Here is a 15021-nt window from a genome sequence, read left to right as displayed (position 1 = left end):
TTACGAAGCGTATCATGCGAAGGTACGCTGATCGGATACGACAGATGATACGCTCGTTCAAGGACAAGACCAGCGAGGCCGTTTCGAACGGCAAGGCTCCGAAGGGGTTCCCGTCGGACCTTGTTCGATCAGCCCAGCGGAAGCTGTTCATGATCGACAATGCCGCCGAACTATCCGACCTGAAGACGCCTCCCGGCAACCGGCTTGAGCCGCTAAAAGGCGACCGTGCCGGTCAGCATTCGATCCGCATCAACGATCAGTTTCGCATTTGCTTTCGCTGGGTGGACGGACAAGCCGAGGATGTCGAGATAACTGACTACCATTGAGGTTTTCAAAATGCTGAACATCAACCCACCTATTCATCCGGGAGAAATCCTCCGCGAGGAATATCTCGTGCCGCTTGGCCTGAAGCCTTACACGCTGGCCAAAAAGCTGCATGTGCCGCGCACGCGCATCGAGCGCCTCGCCGGCGAGACGACACCGGTAACGCCCGATACCGCGCTACGTCTTGCGAAATTCTTCGGAACCACGCCGCAGTTCTGGATGAACATGCAGGCGAGTTACGATCTGGCCGTGGAAGGAGAGGCCAAGAAAGCCGACCTTGAGACGATCGAGCGGTTAGAAACTGCTGCTTGATACAAGGCGCTCCACAGCAGTCCGCATCGAGCCGCCTGCAGTGGCCGCAAAAATTTTCGACCGTCTGTCGGATGATCGCCACGCACCGCGTCCTTGGAATGCCGACACAATGATGCCGGCTTCAACCGAGGACAAAGCATCATGTTCACCCTGTCATCCATAGGCCGCATCACCACCCGTTACATGGAAGCCCGCGCCCGCTATCGCAGCGAGCGCGCCCTCCTTTCACTGCCGATCGAGTTGCGCAAGGACATCGGCTGGCCGGAAATCGTGATCGATGCGCGGAACGGCCCCCGGATTCGCAGAGCACCCTGACCCATGCAGCCGGGGGCCGGCAACTATGCCGCTGGTCAGTCATGCGTATCGCCCCATTGGGGGGCGCCGACGCAAGTTCGTTTCACGCTTCTCGCTCAAGCCCGCCGGTCGCCCAGTTTGTCCGAAAAAAATTCGAGGCCATGTAGGATCGCCGTCACCTCAAGCGTCCTACGGTCCGCAAGGCCAAGCCAAACGCGAAGAGGAGCAAGACATGACTGATCAGACCCCCGTTCAGCCCGCGGCCAAGGTGCTCGGCGGATTGACCCCTTATCTGCAACTGGACGGCGCCTTCAAGGCCGCCGAATTCTATAAGAAGGCCTTCGGCGCCGAGCAGGTCTTTGCCTATCCGGCGGACGAAAAAGGCCGCACCATGCACATTCACCTCCACATCAACGGCTCGACGTTGATGCTCTCCGATTTCTATCCCGAAAACGGGATGCCCGCCGTCAAGCCGCAAGGCTACACCATGCAGCTTCACCTCGGCAGCGACGACATAGACGCCTGGTGGAAACGCGCCGTCGATGCCGGCTGCGAAGTCGCCGTGCCGCTCCAGGTCATGTTCTGGGGTGACCAGTGGGGCAATATGCGCGACCCGTTCGGCGTCGAGTGGGCAATGAACGCGCCGGTGAAGAAAGCCTGATCTGCCGCCAATGGCGAAGCCCCTCACCGGCTGGCGTCGGTGAGGCCCTGTGAACTTCCAGGAGGAGACCCAAAATGTCATATGTCGATGGCTTCGTGCTTGCCGTGCCCAAGGCAAATCTCGAGGACTACAAGAGGCTGGCCAACCTCGCGGGCCCTATATGGAGGGAACATGGCGCGCTCGCCTATGTCGAATGTATCGGCGACGACGTGCCCTATGGCGAGGTCACTTCGTTCCCGCGCGCCGTGCAGGCCAAGGACGACGAGATCGTCGTCTTCTCCTGGGCCGTCTATGAATCGCGGGAGAGCCGCGATGCCGTCATGGCCAAGGTGATGGCAGACCCGCGCTTGACACCCGATTGGGGGCCGATGCCGTTCGATATGAAGCGCATGATCGTCGGTGGCTTCCAGCCCTTCATGGAGCTGTAGGCGCGCCTGCTCCGCCCGTGGATGACGAAGCTTGGGGACTTCGGCTAAACTGTAACCAGGCCGCTAATCCAGCTTGTCTAGCAGCGGCTTCAGCAGGTCGCCATAGCGCTTCCACAGATCGACCGAGCCCTGATACATCGGCTGGCGTACCTGCGCGGCGGATGCGGTGCGCACCGGCCGGTCGGTCTCGTGGAAGGACAGCGCCGCATCGTCCCAAGGCAGGCCGAGATGAGCGATCAGCGCCCGCGTCTGGCCTTCCTGGTCGGCGACGAAATCCTCGTAGCGTACATCATGCACGACGCCGGGCAGCACGGTGTGCCAATGCGCCATGATGTCGGTGTAGAGATTGTGGAAATCGGCGAGTTCGCCGAGATCGTAGCCATAGCGATGGCTATCGCCACGGAAATGCACCTTGTAGATCGACAGGCAGGTGGCGGCCGCATCGCGCGCGCAATGGACGATCTTGGCCTTCGGCAGCATCAGATGCAGGAAGCCGATCAGCAGGAAGTTGCCAGGCATCTTGTCGGTGACACGCTTGAAGCCGGGATAGCGGGCGTGCAGCATGTCGAGATAGGCCTCGCCGGCCTCGGCGAAAGCCTTGTCGGGCATATCGGCGATCCCTGCGGGAAAGCCGCCCTTCATGGTCAGGGGAAACTGCTTACCGACCGCCGTCTTCAGGATGCTGAGCTCGCCGGCGCCGTAGACCTGGGGATGGCTGGCGATGATCTGCTCGACCAGCGTCGTGCCCGAGCGCGGCATGCCGACGACGAAGATCGGCGTGTCGTCGCTGATTGAGCTGGGCTTGTGTTTCTCGAAGAAGCCGGCGTCGAAGGTTGCCGTCATCGCCTCGAACTCGGCCCGCGTCTTGGCCGCATCGTAGTCGATCCCCTTGCGGCGGATCGCATTGCCTTCGGCGAAATAGTCGAAGGCCCGGCCATAATCCTTCAGATCGTCATTGGCCTTGCCGAGACCGAAGGACAACTGCATGCGCGCCAGGCTGTCCTGCGGCGTCTTGGCATGCTGAGCCTCCATGCTGGCGAGTTCGCTGTCGCGCTCCTTCTGGCGCTTGACCTGCGTCAGCATCAGCCAGGCTCTCGCCATGCCGGGATCGACCGCCAGCGCCTGCCGGAACAGGTCGGCTGCTTCATCGAGCTTGCCCCTTTCCATCAGCCCGACGCCGAGCCCATGCAGCAGGTCGGCATCCTTAGGCCGGATCGCCAGCGCTTCGCGGAAGACGGCAAGCGCCTCGTCCAGGCGTCCCGCTTCCTGCAGCGTTTCGGCAAGACCGATGCGGGCGCGGACATGGAAGGGATTGCGCCCGACCGTGCCGCGATAGATCTCCTCGGCACCCTCGAACTGGCCGAGCTGCTTCAGCGACGAACCGAGATTGTCGCGCGCCGCCAACTGATCGGGCCGCAGCGTCACCGCCTTGCGGAAGCAGTCGACGGCGGCAGCGACTTGGCCGAGGTCGCGCAGCACCGTACCGAGATTGTTTTGAAAATCCGGATTGCCGCTCTGCAGGCGCACCGACTGTTCGATCAGGTCCAGCCCTTCGGCGCCGCGCCCGGTCTGGTGCAGCAGCAGCCCCAGGAAATGCGCCGCGGCGGCGTGATTGGCCTTTTGCGCCAGCACCTGCCGGTAGATCGCCTCGGCCTCTTGCCGGCGTCCGGCCTGATGCAGCTGCAGCGCCTGCTGCACACGCTGGTCGAGCCCCAGCGGTGGCTGACCCCCAGCGCCAGATCTGGCTCCCGCGCCCGCCGCTCGTCTCTGATCTCTGTTGATGGGAAACCTGCCGTGTTTTGTCCGCCTGTGGCGGTCTAGGCCATCGGCGCGGCGGGTTCAAGGCGTCGCTTGGTATCTCGCCCTTGCCATCAACGGCGAAGGTCAGATCAGGCGGTTGGTCTCGGCGACCTGTCTGGCCCGCCTCACGGTGCCATCGGTATCGGCGATCGTTCGCCTTGCCGCCTCATCGCTTCTGATGGTCAGCCGCGCCGACTTGACGATCAGCGGCTTACCGGTCGGGCCAGCGGCACCGGCGTGTATGATGGTTGGCTTGATGATCGTCGCTACGGTCGTGCCTCTCGGGGTTCTGACAGAAACCATGATTTTTCCTTCCGTGAATAAATAAAATGCAAGTTCTGGGACAATCGGCCCAGCGTAAATTTAAGCATTTTTTTGAAAGTCGCCGATCCATATCAGAATTTTTTAAATAATTACAGCGATCTATTTTTTTGCCGCCGTCCGAGGTTTTCAGGAATCTTCTTGAACAATCAGCCCCATTAGCCTATATAGACAGGATCGCTTTGGGCCAGAATTGGCATCTCGCGGCGTCAGAAGTTCTCGACCCGCCAATCTCATTCCAATCATCGATACCGGGCGCGCCTATTCGCTCTGCGGCCATGTCTCATTTTTTCGAAAGACCCACATGAACACCGGAACCGTGAAGTTCTACAATGGCCAGAAGGGCTTTGGCTTCATTCAGCCGACCGATGGCGGCAAGGACGTTTTCGTCCATGTGAGCGCGCTGGAGCGCGCCGGCTTTCCCGGCCTCGCCGAAGGCCAGAAGCTGCGGTTCGAGTTGGAGCGTGACACCAAGGGCCGCGAGTCGGCCGCCAATTTGCAATTGATCTGATCCGGCCGAATTCGATGAACGCTGACCACGGATGTACTGGCAGCTCTCGAAAGCGGCTTATTTCCAGCGACTGCCGGAAATAGGAAAGCGGGGCACGTCCCCGCTTTTTTGCTTTCAGCATCGCTGCTTTGCATAGGTTAAGACAATGCCGGACCGCACCACACACTCCATCGCGCATTTCGCGGCACCTTTCGTGCTCGGCGGACTGGAAGGGCAGCTGCCGGCCGGCGATTACGACATCGATCACGACGAAGAGCTGATCGAGGGCATGTCACGGCTTGCCTGGCGCCGTATCGCCACTTTCATCCATCTGCCGGCAAGGGCAGTGAAAAACCCGCCCACCAGCCAGCTTGTCGCCATCGATTACCTCGAACTCGAAACAGCGCTGAAGCGCGACAGGGAGAATGCAGCATGATCCGTTTCCAGCAGAATGCGCGCCCGCGCACCGACACGCCCGCGCACCAGTTTGCGATTGGTCAGACCGTGCGGATGAAGAGCCGCACCGGCCTGGTCCAGAAGACCGCCGAACTGTTCCAGATCAAGAGCCGGCTGCCGGTCAAGGACGGCTCGCCGCAATACCGCATCCGCAGTGAGCAGGAGACCCATGAGCGGGTCACCACCGAAGACAATCTCGAACCGGCCGATCCGGTTGTTGCCGACAGCCCGGTTGTCACCGTCTGAGATCCCCACCGCAAAGCCAAGCCAACACGCAGCAGGAGCACACCATGTCCAAGGGTCAACAGCGAAGCAACCGCGAAGTGCGCAAGCCGAAGAAGGACAAGGTCGTGGCCAAGCCCGCCTCCCCATTCGGTTCGTCGGTCAAGCAGGCCGAGAGCAGCCTGAAGCCAAAGCCGAAGGGCTGAGCTGACATCCAGGGCGCCTCGTGCGCCCTCTCCGTCGCCCTATGTGAGGCGACGGACTGACATAACAGGCCCGCGCAACGCTCTGCCACGGAGGCTTGCTTGAACTTCTTCATCGAGTTCTATCGGTCGCGCGACGCCGACGAAGCCACGCTCGACAAGGTGTCGCTGGAAGCGCCGAACCTGCGCGCCGCGCTGCAGGGTGCCACCGCGCTGTTCCACACGCTGGCCATGCCGCAAATCCCCGATCGCCTGCGCATTTCCGACGACAATGGCAGCGAGCTTTATGCCGGCCCGGCTGATGGAGCCTATCCGACGGAAATATGACCGAACGCCTCGGTTCTCCCTTGCGGGGGCCCGAAGAGCCGGCGAGACTCCCGACTCGCCCAATCGGTGAATTGCCGGGCGGCACCGAGCTTGCTCGGCCACTTTCTCCCACAAAAAGGTGTAAAGGCAAGATACGCCCTGCCCCTCAGCACGGCCCGTCGTCAACGATGCGATAGTCGGCGGCGCGGGCCTCGCAAGCGTTGGGGAAAGTCCGCATCTCGCCGTTCCGACGAGCGCACACGGGAGCGTATTCACGGGTGCAGAACGTCTGCTCTTCGCCACCGCCACCGCCGTCGCGGCACGGACCATCGCGCACGATGCGATAGCCGGCCCGGTCGGCAAGGCAGGCATTGGCGAAGGTCTGGCGGTCACCGCCGCGCCGGGCACAGACCGGCTCGTACTGCTTGCTGCAATATTGCGGTTCTGGCCGTGGCTGACGCGGACGCGGCCCCGGTCCTTCATCGACGACGACGGCGCAGGCGGCAAGAATTGCCGACAGCAACAGGATGACAAAACCCTGCCGCGAAAAGATTGCCGCCAGAAATTTCATGATGATCTCCCACGATCGCGTCCCGGTTGCCGATCCTCGCCAATCCCTTGCCAATTGCAACCCCCGTTTGCAGCCCTTTCAGCCGGAAACGGTGCCTCGGCCGTGGTCGGCATCAGCCTCCTCGGCCATCTCGACATCTGGCCCATTCGTGGCCCGGCTCTGGCCGATGACCCGGCCGGCAAGCAAGCCTATGCCGAGCCGATCGATGCTCAGGTCAGTCGATCCATGCGTCGGGATGCGCCAATGCGGCGGCCCGCGGCGCTATCTTGCAACCATCACGTTTCCGTGCGATAAATCCCGTGTTCGGGCATTTGCGACCCGGAGAGCGGAACGTTTTGGACGACCTTTCCCCGATACTGTGAATCTCTGACGGCCCCGTTTTCGGCGGGGGGTTTTGACCATGCGCCAATGCATGACTGCCGAAGCAACCACCAGGAACTGCCCTTTGCGCCAGGCGGCGGGCAGAACCACCAAAGACTGAACGGGTGAAGGAGTTTCCCCAATGGCCCAGACCGGCACCGTTAAATTCTTCAACGCGACCAAAGGCTTCGGTTTCATCACGCCCGATGGCGGCGCCAAGGATGTGTTCGTCCATATTTCCGCCATCGAGGCTTCGGGCCTGCGCACGCTCGTCGATGGCCAGAAGGTCACCTTCGACGTCGAGCCGGACCGCATGGGCAAAGGCCCCAAGGCTGTCAATCTCCGCGCGGCCTGAGCTATCGGGACGTCCTCTGACGCGCGACGGAGGCTCCAACGCCTGAACCTGGCTTGGAGAGGGATCTGAATTTTGAAAGGCGCGGCGATCTTCGTCGTGCCTTTTTCGTGCCGAAGACGCGGACCAATGCATGTCGCCCAAAAGTGGCCTGTTTGGGGGAACGACAGGCATGAAAACAAGGACCCGAAGATCGCCGCGACGCCCTTTGACTGCCCGTAAAACTTTCTCTTGCCGATGACGCTAAAATAAAGGACAAATTTCCTCTCGGGCATTTGCCGGCCCGAGACTGGAGTTTATGGGACAAAGGAGCTTCCCATGCCGCAGACCGGCACCGTCAAATTCTTCAACCATGCCAAGGGCTTCGGCTTCATCACGCCCGATGATGGCGCGAAGGATGTTTTCGTCCATATTTCAGCCGTGCAGGCGTCCGGTCTTCCCGGTCTCGAGGATGGGCAGAAAGTGTCATTCGACACCGAGCCGGACAAGCGTGGCAAGGGACCGAAGGCCGTCAACCTGTCGGTCGGCTGAGCCGGCTTCAGGCTGTGGGCGGGCAGTTTCGCCCCTTGAGAGCGTGTGATTTTTGACGTCTTTTTTGAATAAACACGTCAAAATCCGTTCAGCCCCCGTTCAGCCACGGTCGCATATTAGTCTTTGGTAAAGCCGGACCGCATCCCCCGAAACTGCACGGGCCGGCACGAAGGAGACCAAGATGAACCGAATTTTCAAAACCGCCGTCCTGGCCGCTGCCGTGGCCGCCACCACGCTCGCGACCTTGCCCGCAGCCGATGCGCGTGACTGGCGCCGTCACGGCCATCACGGCAATGGCGATGCGATCGCCGCCGGCGTCCTCGGCCTCGCGGCCGGCGCACTGATCGGTGGCGCGTTGGCCAATGACCGGCCCCCGCCCTACGCTGACCGCTACTACGATGACGGTTACTACGATCGTGACGTAGTGGTGCGCCCGGCCCCGGTCCGCCGCTACTATGCGGAGCCGAGGGTTGTCTACGCCGATCGTTATGCCGAGCCGTGGACGCGTGACTGGTACGAATACTGCTCGGACCGCTACCGCACCTTCAATTCCCGTACCGGCACGTTCACCGGCAATGACGGCGAACAGCATTTCTGCACCGCCAACTGAGGCTTCCCTGCCCCAAAACAAAAAGCGCTGACCGCAAGGCCAGCGCTTTTTTGTTTGGAGCATCGCAGGATTTGGGACCGGTGATATCGGCACGCCCTAAACGAGGAAAGGATTGGTCCGCCGCTCCTCGCCAAAACGTCCACCGGGACCGTGGCCGCAGATGAAGCCGATGTCGTCGCCGAGCGGCAGGAGCTTGTCCTTGATCGAGGCGATCAGCGCCGCATGGTCGCCGCCCGGCAGGTCGGTGCGGCCGACCGAGCCGCGAAACAGCACATCGCCGACATGGGCGAACTTGGCCGCGCGGTTGTAGTAGACGACATGGCCGGGCGCATGGCCGGGGCAGTGCAACACCTCGAACACATGCGAGCCGAACGAGACGGTCTCGCCTTCGGTCAGGAACCGGTCGGGCACGCAGTTGCGCGCGCCGGCAATGCCGTAGCGCCTGCCTTGGTTTTCCAGATTGTCGAGCAGCGACTTATCGGCCTCATGCGGGCCGATGATCTCGACGCCGAGCGCTTCCTTTAGCTCCATGGCGCCGCCGGCATGGTCGATATGGCCATGCGTTATCCAGATCGCATCGGCTGATACCGAATTGTCCTTCAGCGCCGCCAGCACCTTGTCGATGTCACCGCCCGGATCGATGACCACACCGTGCTTGTCATCCATGTCGAACAGGATGGTGCAATTCTGCTGGAACGGTGTGACCGGCACGATGCCGGCATTGAGCTGACCCATAATCGTCCTTTCGCTATGCCAGCCGTGATTTAGAGACGCTGGTAAAGGGCGTCCACCCCCCGAAGGGCGAACAGTCAGTAGCCCCAAAACGGAAATGGGCGGCCGAAGCCGCCCATTTGAAGACCGAATGGCCCCTGCTTACTTCTTCATCGCGCCCATGACCGCGCCGAGAATGCCGGTCAGGATCGCGCCGCCGCCGGCGCCGCCGATGATATTCTGCAGGTTCAGCGCGCTGCCGAGACCGCTCGTTGCCGCTGCCGCAGCCGCCGGATCAACCGCGCCGCCACCAAGCAGGCTGCCGAGGATCGCCGCGCCGCCGACGCCGCCAATGGCTCCGCCCAGGATTTTGGGAAGCTGACCCATCGCCGCCGTCTTGAGCGCCGCACCGACCGCCTGACCACCGATGATACCTGTAATCACCTGTACGATGATCGGAAGAAGCGTGTTCATGTCCATATGATTAGTCCCTCCATAACTGCCAGCCTCCCGGGCCGACAGCATCATGAGAGGCCGAATTGGACGAAAGTCAAATGCAAGAATGCTTAAATAAAAGGGGCGGCGCTAAAACCGCCCCTGCTTGCTAAAAAAGCTGTGACTATCGTTATTCCGCGGCGATCGCGTGCTTGGGTTGAACGGCGGCAGAATAGTCATCCATAAGGTTCTTGGCGATTTCACCGACCTCGAATCGGTAAGGTCCGATCTCCGACACCGGCGTTACTTCCGCTGCGGTGCCGGTCAGGAAGCACTGCTGGAAGCCTTCCAGCTCTTCCGGCAGGATTGCGCGTTCGATCACCTCCAGACCGCGATCCTTGGCCAACCCAATGACCGTGCGGCGGGTGATGCCGTCGAGGAAGCAGTCTGGCATGGGCGTGTGGATCTTGCCGTCCTTGACGAAGAAGATGTTGGCGCCGGTCGCTTCCGCGACCTGGCCGCGCCAGTCGAGCATCATGGCGTCGGCATAGCCCTTGGCCTCGGCGGCGTGCTTGGACATGGTGCAGATCATGTAGAGGCCGGCGGCCTTCGATTTGGACGGGGCGGTGCGCGGGTCGGGCCGCCGCCATTCCGCCACGTCGAGACGGATGCCTTTCAGCTTCTGCGCCGGATCGAAATAGCTCGGCCACTGCCAGATGGCGATGGCGCAGTTGATGCGGTTGTTCTGTGCCGAAACGCCCATCTGTTCGCTGCCGCGCCAGGCGATCGGCCGGACATAGGCGTCCTGGAAACCCTGCTTCTTCAGAAGCGTGGTGGAGGCGTCGTTGAGCTCGGCCACCGAATAGGGAATCTTGAAGCCGAGCAGGCGCGCTGAGTCATGCAGGCGCTCGGTGTGTTCGTTGAGCTTGAATATCTCGCCGCCATAGGCGCGCTCGCCCTCGAAGACGGCGCTGGCGTAATGCAGACCATGGGTCAGCACATGGATCTTGGCGTCACCCCATTGGACGAATTCGCCGTTCATCCAGATGAAGCCTTCCAGTTGATCGAAGGGAACGGATGCCATGGTAACCTCCCGCGGGCGGCAGCCCGCATAGTGTTTTGTCGTTGTGTGTTCTTGTCGCCTATCGAAGGCGGCTTTTTCAGGAGCGTAGGCGGATAATTGCGCTCTGGCAAACTAAGGAAGTTCCGGAAAAACCGGCTTGCCTTGCCTTTTCGTTCGCAATGCGCCCAAAAGCTTGTCAAAAATTACCATTGCAGGGAAATTACGTCAATAGTACTGACATAATCTCTCTTTCCCACGGAGAAATGATGACGGATCGTAGCCACGTAGCCGGGAAACCGATCAGGACCGCGATGTCAGACGAGGACGGCATCGACTTCGCCATCATCGAATTGCTCTTCTTCGCCTATCGTGACTTCACCTCCGATCCGGATCAGATCCTGGCCGATTACGGTTTCGGCCGTGCCCATCACCGGGTGCTGCATTTCGTCAACCGCAGGCCGGGCCTGACGGTCGCCGAACTGCTCGACGTGCTGAAGATCACCAAGCAGAGCCTGGCCCGCGTGCTCAAGCAGTTGATCGACACCGATCATGTCGTGCAGTTGCAAGGTCCACGCGACCGCCGCCAGCGGGAGCTTTATCCGACGGCCAAGGGCCGTGCGCTGGCGCTGGCGCTGGCGCGGCCACAGTCGCGCCGCATCCATGCTGCATTGGAAGATTCCGGAATAACCGAACGGACCTTGGTGGAACGGTTCCTCGAAGCGATGGTCGATCCGGAACTGAGAGCGCAGATCGACCTGGGGTCCGCAAAAATGTCAGGGAAAAACCATGGAGAGCACTGAACGGGTAGATCACGCGGCCGCACCGGACGATGACGCACCGCATCTGCTTGTGGTCGACGACGACACCCGCATCCGCAATCTTCTCAAGCAGTATCTGACCGAAAACGGCTTTCGCGTCACCGTCGCCGGCAATGCCGACGAAGCCAGGCGCAAACTTGCCGGCCTCGACTTCGACCTTCTGGTGCTCGACGTCATGATGCCCGGCGAGACAGGCGTCGACCTGACCAAGTCGCTGCGCGCCGAAAAGAACGTGCCGATCCTGATGCTGACGGCGCTGTCGGAGACCGACAGCCGCATCAGCGGGCTGGAGGCCGGCGCCGACGACTATCTGCCGAAACCTTTCGATCCGCGCGAGCTGATCCTGCGCATCAACAACATCCTGCGCCGCGGCGGCCCGGCGACCACGCCGAAGGTCGAGCAGTTGGTTTTCGGCCCTTACACCTTCCAGATCGCCAGGCGCGAATTGAAGCGTGGCGGCGAGGCGCTGAAGCTGACCGACCGCGAGCAGGAGATCCTGGCGATCTTCGCTGCGCGGGCAGGTGAGACGATACCCCGCCACGAGCTTGTCGGCGACGATTCGGAAGTCGGCGAGCGCACCATCGATGTCCAGATCAACCGGCTGCGCCGCAAGATCGAGCGCGATCCGTCCAATCCGGTCTGGCTGCAGACCGTGCGCGGTATTGGGTATCGGCTCAGCGTGGAATAGAATGCCGCCTGCGGCCGGCTGAACGGCCGCGGGCAAGCGAAAAGAGCGAATGGCAACCACGGAACTGGAACAGCCGGGCAATGGCGGCTTGAGCGCACGCGCCACGCGGCCGCTGAAGGCGGTGCCACGCGCCTGGAACCGCTTCTGGCGCCTCGTCTCGCTCTATATGCCCAAGCGGCTCTATGCCCGCTCGCTGATCATCGTCATCGCGCCGATGATCCTGCTGCAATCGGTCGTCGCCTTCGTCTTCATGGAGCGCCATTGGGCAACCGTGACGCAGCGCCTGTCGCAAGCCACCGTGCGCGACATCGCCGCCATCGTCGACCTGATCGAGACCTACCCGCACGACGCCGACTACACCAGCATCATCCGCATCGCCCAGGACCGCATGCAGTTGAAGGTCGACCTGCTGCCGCCCGATCCCTTGCCGCCGCCAGGACCCAAGCCGTTCTTTTCGATCCTCGATGACGTTCTCTCATCCGAAATCACCCGCCAGATCAACCGGCCGTTCTGGATCGACACGGTCGGCAATTCCAATATCATCGAGGTACGCGTCCAGCTCGAGGACAAGGTGCTGCGCGTCTTCGTGCGCCGCAGCCAGGCCTATGCCTCGAATACCCACATCTTCCTGATCTGGATGGTCGGCACCTCGCTCGTGCTCCTGATGATCGCCATCCCCTTCCTGCGCAACCAGATCCGGCCGATCCTGACGCTTGCCGAAGCCGCCGAAAGCTTCGGCAAGGGCCGGCCGATGCCGCGCGACTTCCGGCCGCGTGGCGCCGAGGAGGTTCGTCGCGCCGGCTTTGCCTTCATGCAGATGCGCGAGCGCATCGAACGCCAGATCGAGCAACGCACCGCCATGCTGACCGGTGTCAGTCATGATCTGCGTACCATCCTCACCCGCTTCAAGCTGCAGTTGGCGCTGGCCGGCGGCAAGGCCGAGACCAAGGCGGCACTCGACCAGGACATCGACGACATGCAGTCGATGCTCGAAGGCTATCTCGCCTTTGCCCGTGGCGAGGCTTCGGAAGACGCCGGACGGTTCGATCTCGAAGCTTATTTCGAGAAGCTGGGCGAGGAGGCCAGGCTGCGCAAGCGCAAGCTGTCGACGACGCTTGCCGGCGACCCCGATGTGCATGTGCGGCCGAACGCCTTCGCCCGACTGATGTCCAACGTCATCGGCAACGCCTTCCGCTACGCCAAGGCGGTGGAGGTCAACGCCACCCATGGCCGCGGCTCGCTGCTGGTCACCATCGACGATGACGGTCCAGGCATTCCGGCCGACAGGCGCGAAGACGTGTTCAAGCCTTTCGTGCGGCTCGACGAGGCGCGCAACCTCGACGCCAGCGGCACCGGGCTCGGCCTGTCGATTGCCCGCGACATCGCCCGCAGTCACGGCGGCGACATCACCCTGGACGACAGCCCGCTCGGCGGCCTGCGAGCGGTGATCAAGGTTCCCGCATAATCCGCGGAGGACCGGGCTTCATCCGCCCGTCATGAAACCATGATCAAGAGCGCGCATGAAACGCGCGACCTCAATTGATTCGGCCTTGCCGCCTCACTTCGACCCCGTGCCCGCCCGGGTGCGCCGGAGCGAAGCGAGGGTAGCAGGCCGGTCGCCGTTCCGGCATCGTCTCAAGGCAACCATCGACCTTTCCTGCAAAGGGCCGCCATGCGGATATTGATGGTCACCGACGCCTGGCGCCCGCAGGTCAACGGCGTCGTCCACACGCTGGAGCGGCTTACCGAAACGCTGAAATCCTTCGATGTCGCGGTCGATTTCCTGACGCCCAACATCTTTCGCACACTGCCCTTACCGACCTATCCGGACATAAGGCTGGCGCTGACCACGCCCGGCCATGTCGCGCGCCTGATCAAGGCCGGCAGGGCCGACCATATCCATATCGTCACCGAGGGTCCGCTCGGCATCATGGCGCGGCGCTATTGCCGCAATGCCGGCCGGCCGTTCACCACCAGCTATCACACGCGCTTTCCCGAATATCTCAGCGCCCGCCTGCCGGTGCCGGAAAGCTGGGCCTATCGCTGGCTGCGCGATTTCCACAATTCCGGCCAGGGCACGCTGGTCGCCACCCAATCGCTGGCCGACGACCTTTCGGCGCGCGGCTTCACCAAGCTGCGGCCCTGGACGCGCGGCGTCGACACCGACCATTTCCGGCCGGACAAGAAGAAGGATCTCGGCTTCCCCGGGCCAGTCTTCCTCTGCGTCGGCCGCGTCGCCATCGAAAAGAACCTGAGCGCCTTCCTCGACCTCGACCTGCCCGGCAGCAAGGTGGTCGTCGGCGAGGGTCCCGAGCTTGCCAGGCTGAAGGCGAAATACCCACAGGCGCATTTCCTAGGCCACCGCCCCAATGACGAACTGGCCGAGATCTATGCCTCGGCCGACGTCTTCGTCTTCCCGAGCCGCACCGACACTTTCGGCAACGTCATCATCGAGGCGCTGGCCAGCGGCACGCCGGTCGCCGCCTATCCGGTGACAGGGCCGATCGACATCGTCGGCGACGGCTTTGGCGGCGCTGTTTCCAATGATCTGCGCGAGGCAGCGCTCGCCGCGCTCAACGTCGACCGCGCGCAGGCGCGCGAACGCGCCATGCGCTACAGCTGGAAGGCTTGCGCGGAAATGTTCCTCGACACGGTCGAGGAAGCACTGGGAACGACGCGGAAGCTGGCGGCCTAAAATAACCTGCCGCCGTCCGGCACTTTGCGCTCGATGGCGCCGAGCACCACGGCACCCTCCTCGTCGGGAAAGCCGAGCGTCAGCACTTCCGACATGAACGGCCCGATCTGGCGCGGCGGGAAATTGACCACCGCGAACACCTGCCGGCCGATCAGCGTCTCCGGTGCATAGTATTTGGTGATCTGCGCCGACGATTTCTTGATGCCGATGTCGGCGCCGAAATCGATCTTCAGCTTGAATGCCGGCTTGCGCGCCTCCGGAAACGGTTCGGCTTCGACGATCGTGCCGGCGCGGATGTCGACACGATCGAAATCGGCAAAACTGATCTCGGGCTTAAGCGCGCTGCTCGAACTCATCTTCCGTCTTACCG

24 protein-coding genes are annotated in these 15021 nt (G+C 62.1%); 17 read left to right on the top strand and 7 right to left on the bottom strand.

Features of this window, described 5'->3' with window-relative positions; all coding sequences use genetic code 11:
• Positions 1-44: 44 nt before the first annotated feature.
• The 5 genes from NKH19_RS16095 (at position 45) to NKH19_RS16075 (ending at position 2019) form a co-directional block, all read left to right on the top strand.
• Positions 45-326, top strand: coding sequence for a type II toxin-antitoxin system RelE/ParE family toxin (locus NKH19_RS16095; RefSeq protein ID WP_352863870.1), 282 nt, complete (start codon positions 45-47; stop codon positions 324-326).
• 10 nt (positions 327-336) lie between these two features.
• Positions 337-636, top strand: a complete 300-nt coding sequence (locus NKH19_RS16090) for a HigA family addiction module antitoxin (protein WP_023768797.1) — start codon at positions 337-339, stop codon at positions 634-636.
• 141 nt (positions 637-777) lie between these two features.
• Complete coding sequence (locus tag NKH19_RS16085) at positions 778-951, top strand: hypothetical protein (protein ID WP_352863872.1); 174 nt, start codon at positions 778-780, stop codon at positions 949-951.
• A 211-nt stretch (positions 952-1162) separates the two neighbouring features.
• Entirely contained in the window at positions 1163-1591 is a 429-nt protein-coding gene (locus NKH19_RS16080; RefSeq protein ID WP_352863874.1) for a VOC family protein, read from the top strand.
• A 74-nt stretch (positions 1592-1665) separates the two neighbouring features.
• Entirely contained in the window at positions 1666-2019 is a 354-nt protein-coding gene (locus NKH19_RS16075; RefSeq protein WP_352863876.1) for a DUF1428 domain-containing protein, read from the top strand.
• Between the two features lie 63 nt (positions 2020-2082).
• On the opposite strand, the gene NKH19_RS16070 is transcribed toward NKH19_RS16075, so the two are convergent.
• Both NKH19_RS16070 and NKH19_RS16065 read right to left on the bottom strand, forming a co-directional pair.
• Complete coding sequence (locus NKH19_RS16070; protein WP_352863878.1) at positions 2083-3717, bottom strand: tetratricopeptide repeat-containing sulfotransferase family protein; 1635 nt, start codon at positions 3715-3717, stop codon at positions 2083-2085.
• Between the two features lie 186 nt (positions 3718-3903).
• Positions 3904-4122 (bottom strand): hypothetical protein, encoded by a 219-nt coding sequence (locus NKH19_RS16065; RefSeq protein ID WP_352863880.1) that lies wholly within the window; start codon positions 4120-4122, stop codon positions 3904-3906.
• Positions 4123-4444: 322 nt separating this feature from the next.
• Here NKH19_RS16065 and NKH19_RS16060 point away from each other — a divergent pair, with 322 nt between their 5' ends.
• The 5 genes from NKH19_RS16060 to NKH19_RS16040 all read left to right on the top strand — a co-directional run bounded on the left by NKH19_RS16060 (position 4445) and on the right by NKH19_RS16040 (position 5838).
• Positions 4445-4651, top strand: coding sequence for a cold-shock protein (locus tag NKH19_RS16060; RefSeq protein ID WP_352863882.1), 207 nt, complete (start codon positions 4445-4447; stop codon positions 4649-4651).
• Positions 4652-4796: 145 nt separating this feature from the next.
• A complete protein-coding gene (locus tag NKH19_RS16055; RefSeq protein ID WP_352863883.1) occupies positions 4797-5066 on the top strand; it encodes a hypothetical protein in 270 nt (89 codons plus the stop codon).
• On the top strand, positions 5063-5332 hold the full coding sequence (locus NKH19_RS16050; RefSeq protein ID WP_127265761.1) for a hypothetical protein: 270 nt from the start codon (positions 5063-5065) through the stop codon (positions 5330-5332). Before NKH19_RS16055 ends, NKH19_RS16050 begins: the two co-directional genes overlap by 4 nt.
• A gap of 44 nt (positions 5333-5376) precedes the next feature.
• Complete coding sequence (locus NKH19_RS16045) at positions 5377-5514, top strand: hypothetical protein (RefSeq protein WP_352863886.1); 138 nt, start codon at positions 5377-5379, stop codon at positions 5512-5514.
• A gap of 99 nt (positions 5515-5613) precedes the next feature.
• The gene (locus NKH19_RS16040; protein ID WP_352863888.1) at positions 5614-5838 is read left to right on the top strand and encodes a hypothetical protein; all 225 of its coding nucleotides are present in this window, start codon (positions 5614-5616) and stop codon (positions 5836-5838) included.
• A gap of 145 nt (positions 5839-5983) precedes the next feature.
• On the opposite strand, the gene NKH19_RS16035 is transcribed toward NKH19_RS16040, so the two are convergent.
• Entirely contained in the window at positions 5984-6388 is a 405-nt protein-coding gene (locus NKH19_RS16035; RefSeq protein WP_352863890.1) for a Kazal-type serine protease inhibitor family protein, read from the bottom strand.
• A gap of 502 nt (positions 6389-6890) precedes the next feature.
• Here NKH19_RS16035 and NKH19_RS16030 point away from each other — a divergent pair.
• From NKH19_RS16030 to NKH19_RS16020, 3 genes are all read left to right on the top strand, one after another.
• Positions 6891-7103, top strand: a complete 213-nt coding sequence (locus tag NKH19_RS16030) for a cold-shock protein (RefSeq protein WP_006202520.1) — start codon at positions 6891-6893, stop codon at positions 7101-7103.
• A 315-nt stretch (positions 7104-7418) separates the two neighbouring features.
• Positions 7419-7631 (top strand): cold-shock protein, encoded by a 213-nt coding sequence (locus NKH19_RS16025; protein ID WP_013530020.1) that lies wholly within the window; start codon positions 7419-7421, stop codon positions 7629-7631.
• Positions 7632-7812: 181 nt separating this feature from the next.
• Entirely contained in the window at positions 7813-8241 is a 429-nt protein-coding gene (locus NKH19_RS16020; protein ID WP_352863893.1) for a BA14K family protein, read from the top strand.
• A 96-nt stretch (positions 8242-8337) separates the two neighbouring features.
• Here the strand turns inward: NKH19_RS16020 and NKH19_RS16015 are convergent, their stop codons facing one another.
• From NKH19_RS16015 to NKH19_RS16005, 3 genes are all read right to left on the bottom strand, one after another.
• A complete protein-coding gene (locus tag NKH19_RS16015; protein ID WP_352863895.1) occupies positions 8338-8976 on the bottom strand; it encodes an MBL fold metallo-hydrolase in 639 nt (212 codons plus the stop codon).
• A 138-nt stretch (positions 8977-9114) separates the two neighbouring features.
• Positions 9115-9432: a hypothetical protein gene (locus NKH19_RS16010; RefSeq protein ID WP_352863897.1), complete on the bottom strand. Its 318-nt coding sequence runs from the start codon at positions 9430-9432 to the stop codon at positions 9115-9117.
• Between the two features lie 145 nt (positions 9433-9577).
• Positions 9578-10471 (bottom strand): branched-chain amino acid aminotransferase, encoded by an 894-nt coding sequence (locus NKH19_RS16005; protein ID WP_352863899.1) that lies wholly within the window; start codon positions 10469-10471, stop codon positions 9578-9580.
• 245 nt (positions 10472-10716) lie between these two features.
• Here NKH19_RS16005 and NKH19_RS16000 point away from each other — a divergent pair, with 245 nt between their 5' ends.
• The 4 genes from NKH19_RS16000 (at position 10717) to NKH19_RS15985 (ending at position 14651) form a co-directional block, all read left to right on the top strand.
• On the top strand, positions 10717-11250 hold the full coding sequence (locus NKH19_RS16000; protein ID WP_352863901.1) for a MarR family winged helix-turn-helix transcriptional regulator: 534 nt from the start codon (positions 10717-10719) through the stop codon (positions 11248-11250).
• On the top strand, positions 11237-11956 hold the full coding sequence (locus NKH19_RS15995; RefSeq protein WP_352863903.1) for a response regulator: 720 nt from the start codon (positions 11237-11239) through the stop codon (positions 11954-11956). The genes NKH19_RS16000 and NKH19_RS15995 overlap by 14 nt, the downstream gene beginning before the upstream one ends.
• Before the next feature lie 49 nt (positions 11957-12005).
• Positions 12006-13421 (top strand): ATP-binding protein, encoded by a 1416-nt coding sequence (locus NKH19_RS15990; RefSeq protein ID WP_352863905.1) that lies wholly within the window; start codon positions 12006-12008, stop codon positions 13419-13421.
• Between the two features lie 207 nt (positions 13422-13628).
• Entirely contained in the window at positions 13629-14651 is a 1023-nt protein-coding gene (locus NKH19_RS15985) for a glycosyltransferase family 4 protein (RefSeq protein WP_352863907.1), read from the top strand.
• Here NKH19_RS15985 and NKH19_RS15980 read toward each other — a convergent pair.
• Positions 14648-15007, bottom strand: a complete 360-nt coding sequence (locus tag NKH19_RS15980) for a tRNA-binding protein (RefSeq protein WP_352863908.1) — start codon at positions 15005-15007, stop codon at positions 14648-14650. The genes NKH19_RS15985 and NKH19_RS15980 overlap by 4 nt on opposite strands.
• Between the last annotated feature and the right edge of the window lie 14 nt (positions 15008-15021).

This window comes from Mesorhizobium sp. M1338, assembly GCF_040318045.1.
In the GTDB taxonomy this organism is placed as follows: Bacteria; Pseudomonadota; Alphaproteobacteria; order Rhizobiales; family Rhizobiaceae; genus Mesorhizobium.
This window is presented reverse-complemented; position numbering and strand designations above follow the sequence as displayed.

Excerpts from the sequence above, each read along its gene's own strand:
- NKH19_RS16095 (WP_352863870.1), top strand. The coding sequence starts at position 45 with ATGATACGCTCGTTCAAGGACAAGACCAGCGAGGCCGTTTCGAACGGC.
- NKH19_RS16090 (WP_023768797.1), top strand. The coding sequence starts at position 337 with ATGCTGAACATCAACCCACCTATTCATCCGGGAGAAATCCTCCGCGAG.
- NKH19_RS16085 (WP_352863872.1), top strand. The coding sequence starts at position 778 with ATGTTCACCCTGTCATCCATAGGCCGCATCACCACCCGTTACATGGAA.
- NKH19_RS16080 (WP_352863874.1), top strand. The coding sequence starts at position 1,163 with ATGACTGATCAGACCCCCGTTCAGCCCGCGGCCAAGGTGCTCGGCGGA.
- NKH19_RS16075 (WP_352863876.1), top strand. The coding sequence starts at position 1,666 with ATGTCATATGTCGATGGCTTCGTGCTTGCCGTGCCCAAGGCAAATCTC.
- NKH19_RS16065 (WP_352863880.1), bottom strand. The coding sequence starts at position 4,122 with ATGGTTTCTGTCAGAACCCCGAGAGGCACGACCGTAGCGACGATCATC.
- NKH19_RS16060 (WP_352863882.1), top strand. The coding sequence starts at position 4,445 with ATGAACACCGGAACCGTGAAGTTCTACAATGGCCAGAAGGGCTTTGGC.
- NKH19_RS16055 (WP_352863883.1), top strand. The coding sequence starts at position 4,797 with ATGCCGGACCGCACCACACACTCCATCGCGCATTTCGCGGCACCTTTC.
- NKH19_RS16050 (WP_127265761.1), top strand. The coding sequence starts at position 5,063 with ATGATCCGTTTCCAGCAGAATGCGCGCCCGCGCACCGACACGCCCGCG.
- NKH19_RS16045 (WP_352863886.1), top strand. The coding sequence starts at position 5,377 with ATGTCCAAGGGTCAACAGCGAAGCAACCGCGAAGTGCGCAAGCCGAAG.
- NKH19_RS16035 (WP_352863890.1), bottom strand. The coding sequence starts at position 6,388 with ATGAAATTTCTGGCGGCAATCTTTTCGCGGCAGGGTTTTGTCATCCTG.
- NKH19_RS16030 (WP_006202520.1), top strand. The coding sequence starts at position 6,891 with ATGGCCCAGACCGGCACCGTTAAATTCTTCAACGCGACCAAAGGCTTC.
- NKH19_RS16025 (WP_013530020.1), top strand. The coding sequence starts at position 7,419 with ATGCCGCAGACCGGCACCGTCAAATTCTTCAACCATGCCAAGGGCTTC.
- NKH19_RS16020 (WP_352863893.1), top strand. The coding sequence starts at position 7,813 with ATGAACCGAATTTTCAAAACCGCCGTCCTGGCCGCTGCCGTGGCCGCC.
- NKH19_RS16015 (WP_352863895.1), bottom strand. The coding sequence starts at position 8,976 with ATGGGTCAGCTCAATGCCGGCATCGTGCCGGTCACACCGTTCCAGCAG.
- NKH19_RS16010 (WP_352863897.1), bottom strand. The coding sequence starts at position 9,432 with ATGGACATGAACACGCTTCTTCCGATCATCGTACAGGTGATTACAGGT.
- NKH19_RS16005 (WP_352863899.1), bottom strand. The coding sequence starts at position 10,471 with ATGGCATCCGTTCCCTTCGATCAACTGGAAGGCTTCATCTGGATGAAC.
- NKH19_RS16000 (WP_352863901.1), top strand. The coding sequence starts at position 10,717 with ATGACGGATCGTAGCCACGTAGCCGGGAAACCGATCAGGACCGCGATG.
- NKH19_RS15995 (WP_352863903.1), top strand. The coding sequence starts at position 11,237 with ATGGAGAGCACTGAACGGGTAGATCACGCGGCCGCACCGGACGATGAC.
- NKH19_RS15990 (WP_352863905.1), top strand. The coding sequence starts at position 12,006 with ATGGCAACCACGGAACTGGAACAGCCGGGCAATGGCGGCTTGAGCGCA.
- NKH19_RS15985 (WP_352863907.1), top strand. The coding sequence starts at position 13,629 with ATGCGGATATTGATGGTCACCGACGCCTGGCGCCCGCAGGTCAACGGC.
- NKH19_RS15980 (WP_352863908.1), bottom strand. The coding sequence starts at position 15,007 with ATGAGTTCGAGCAGCGCGCTTAAGCCCGAGATCAGTTTTGCCGATTTC.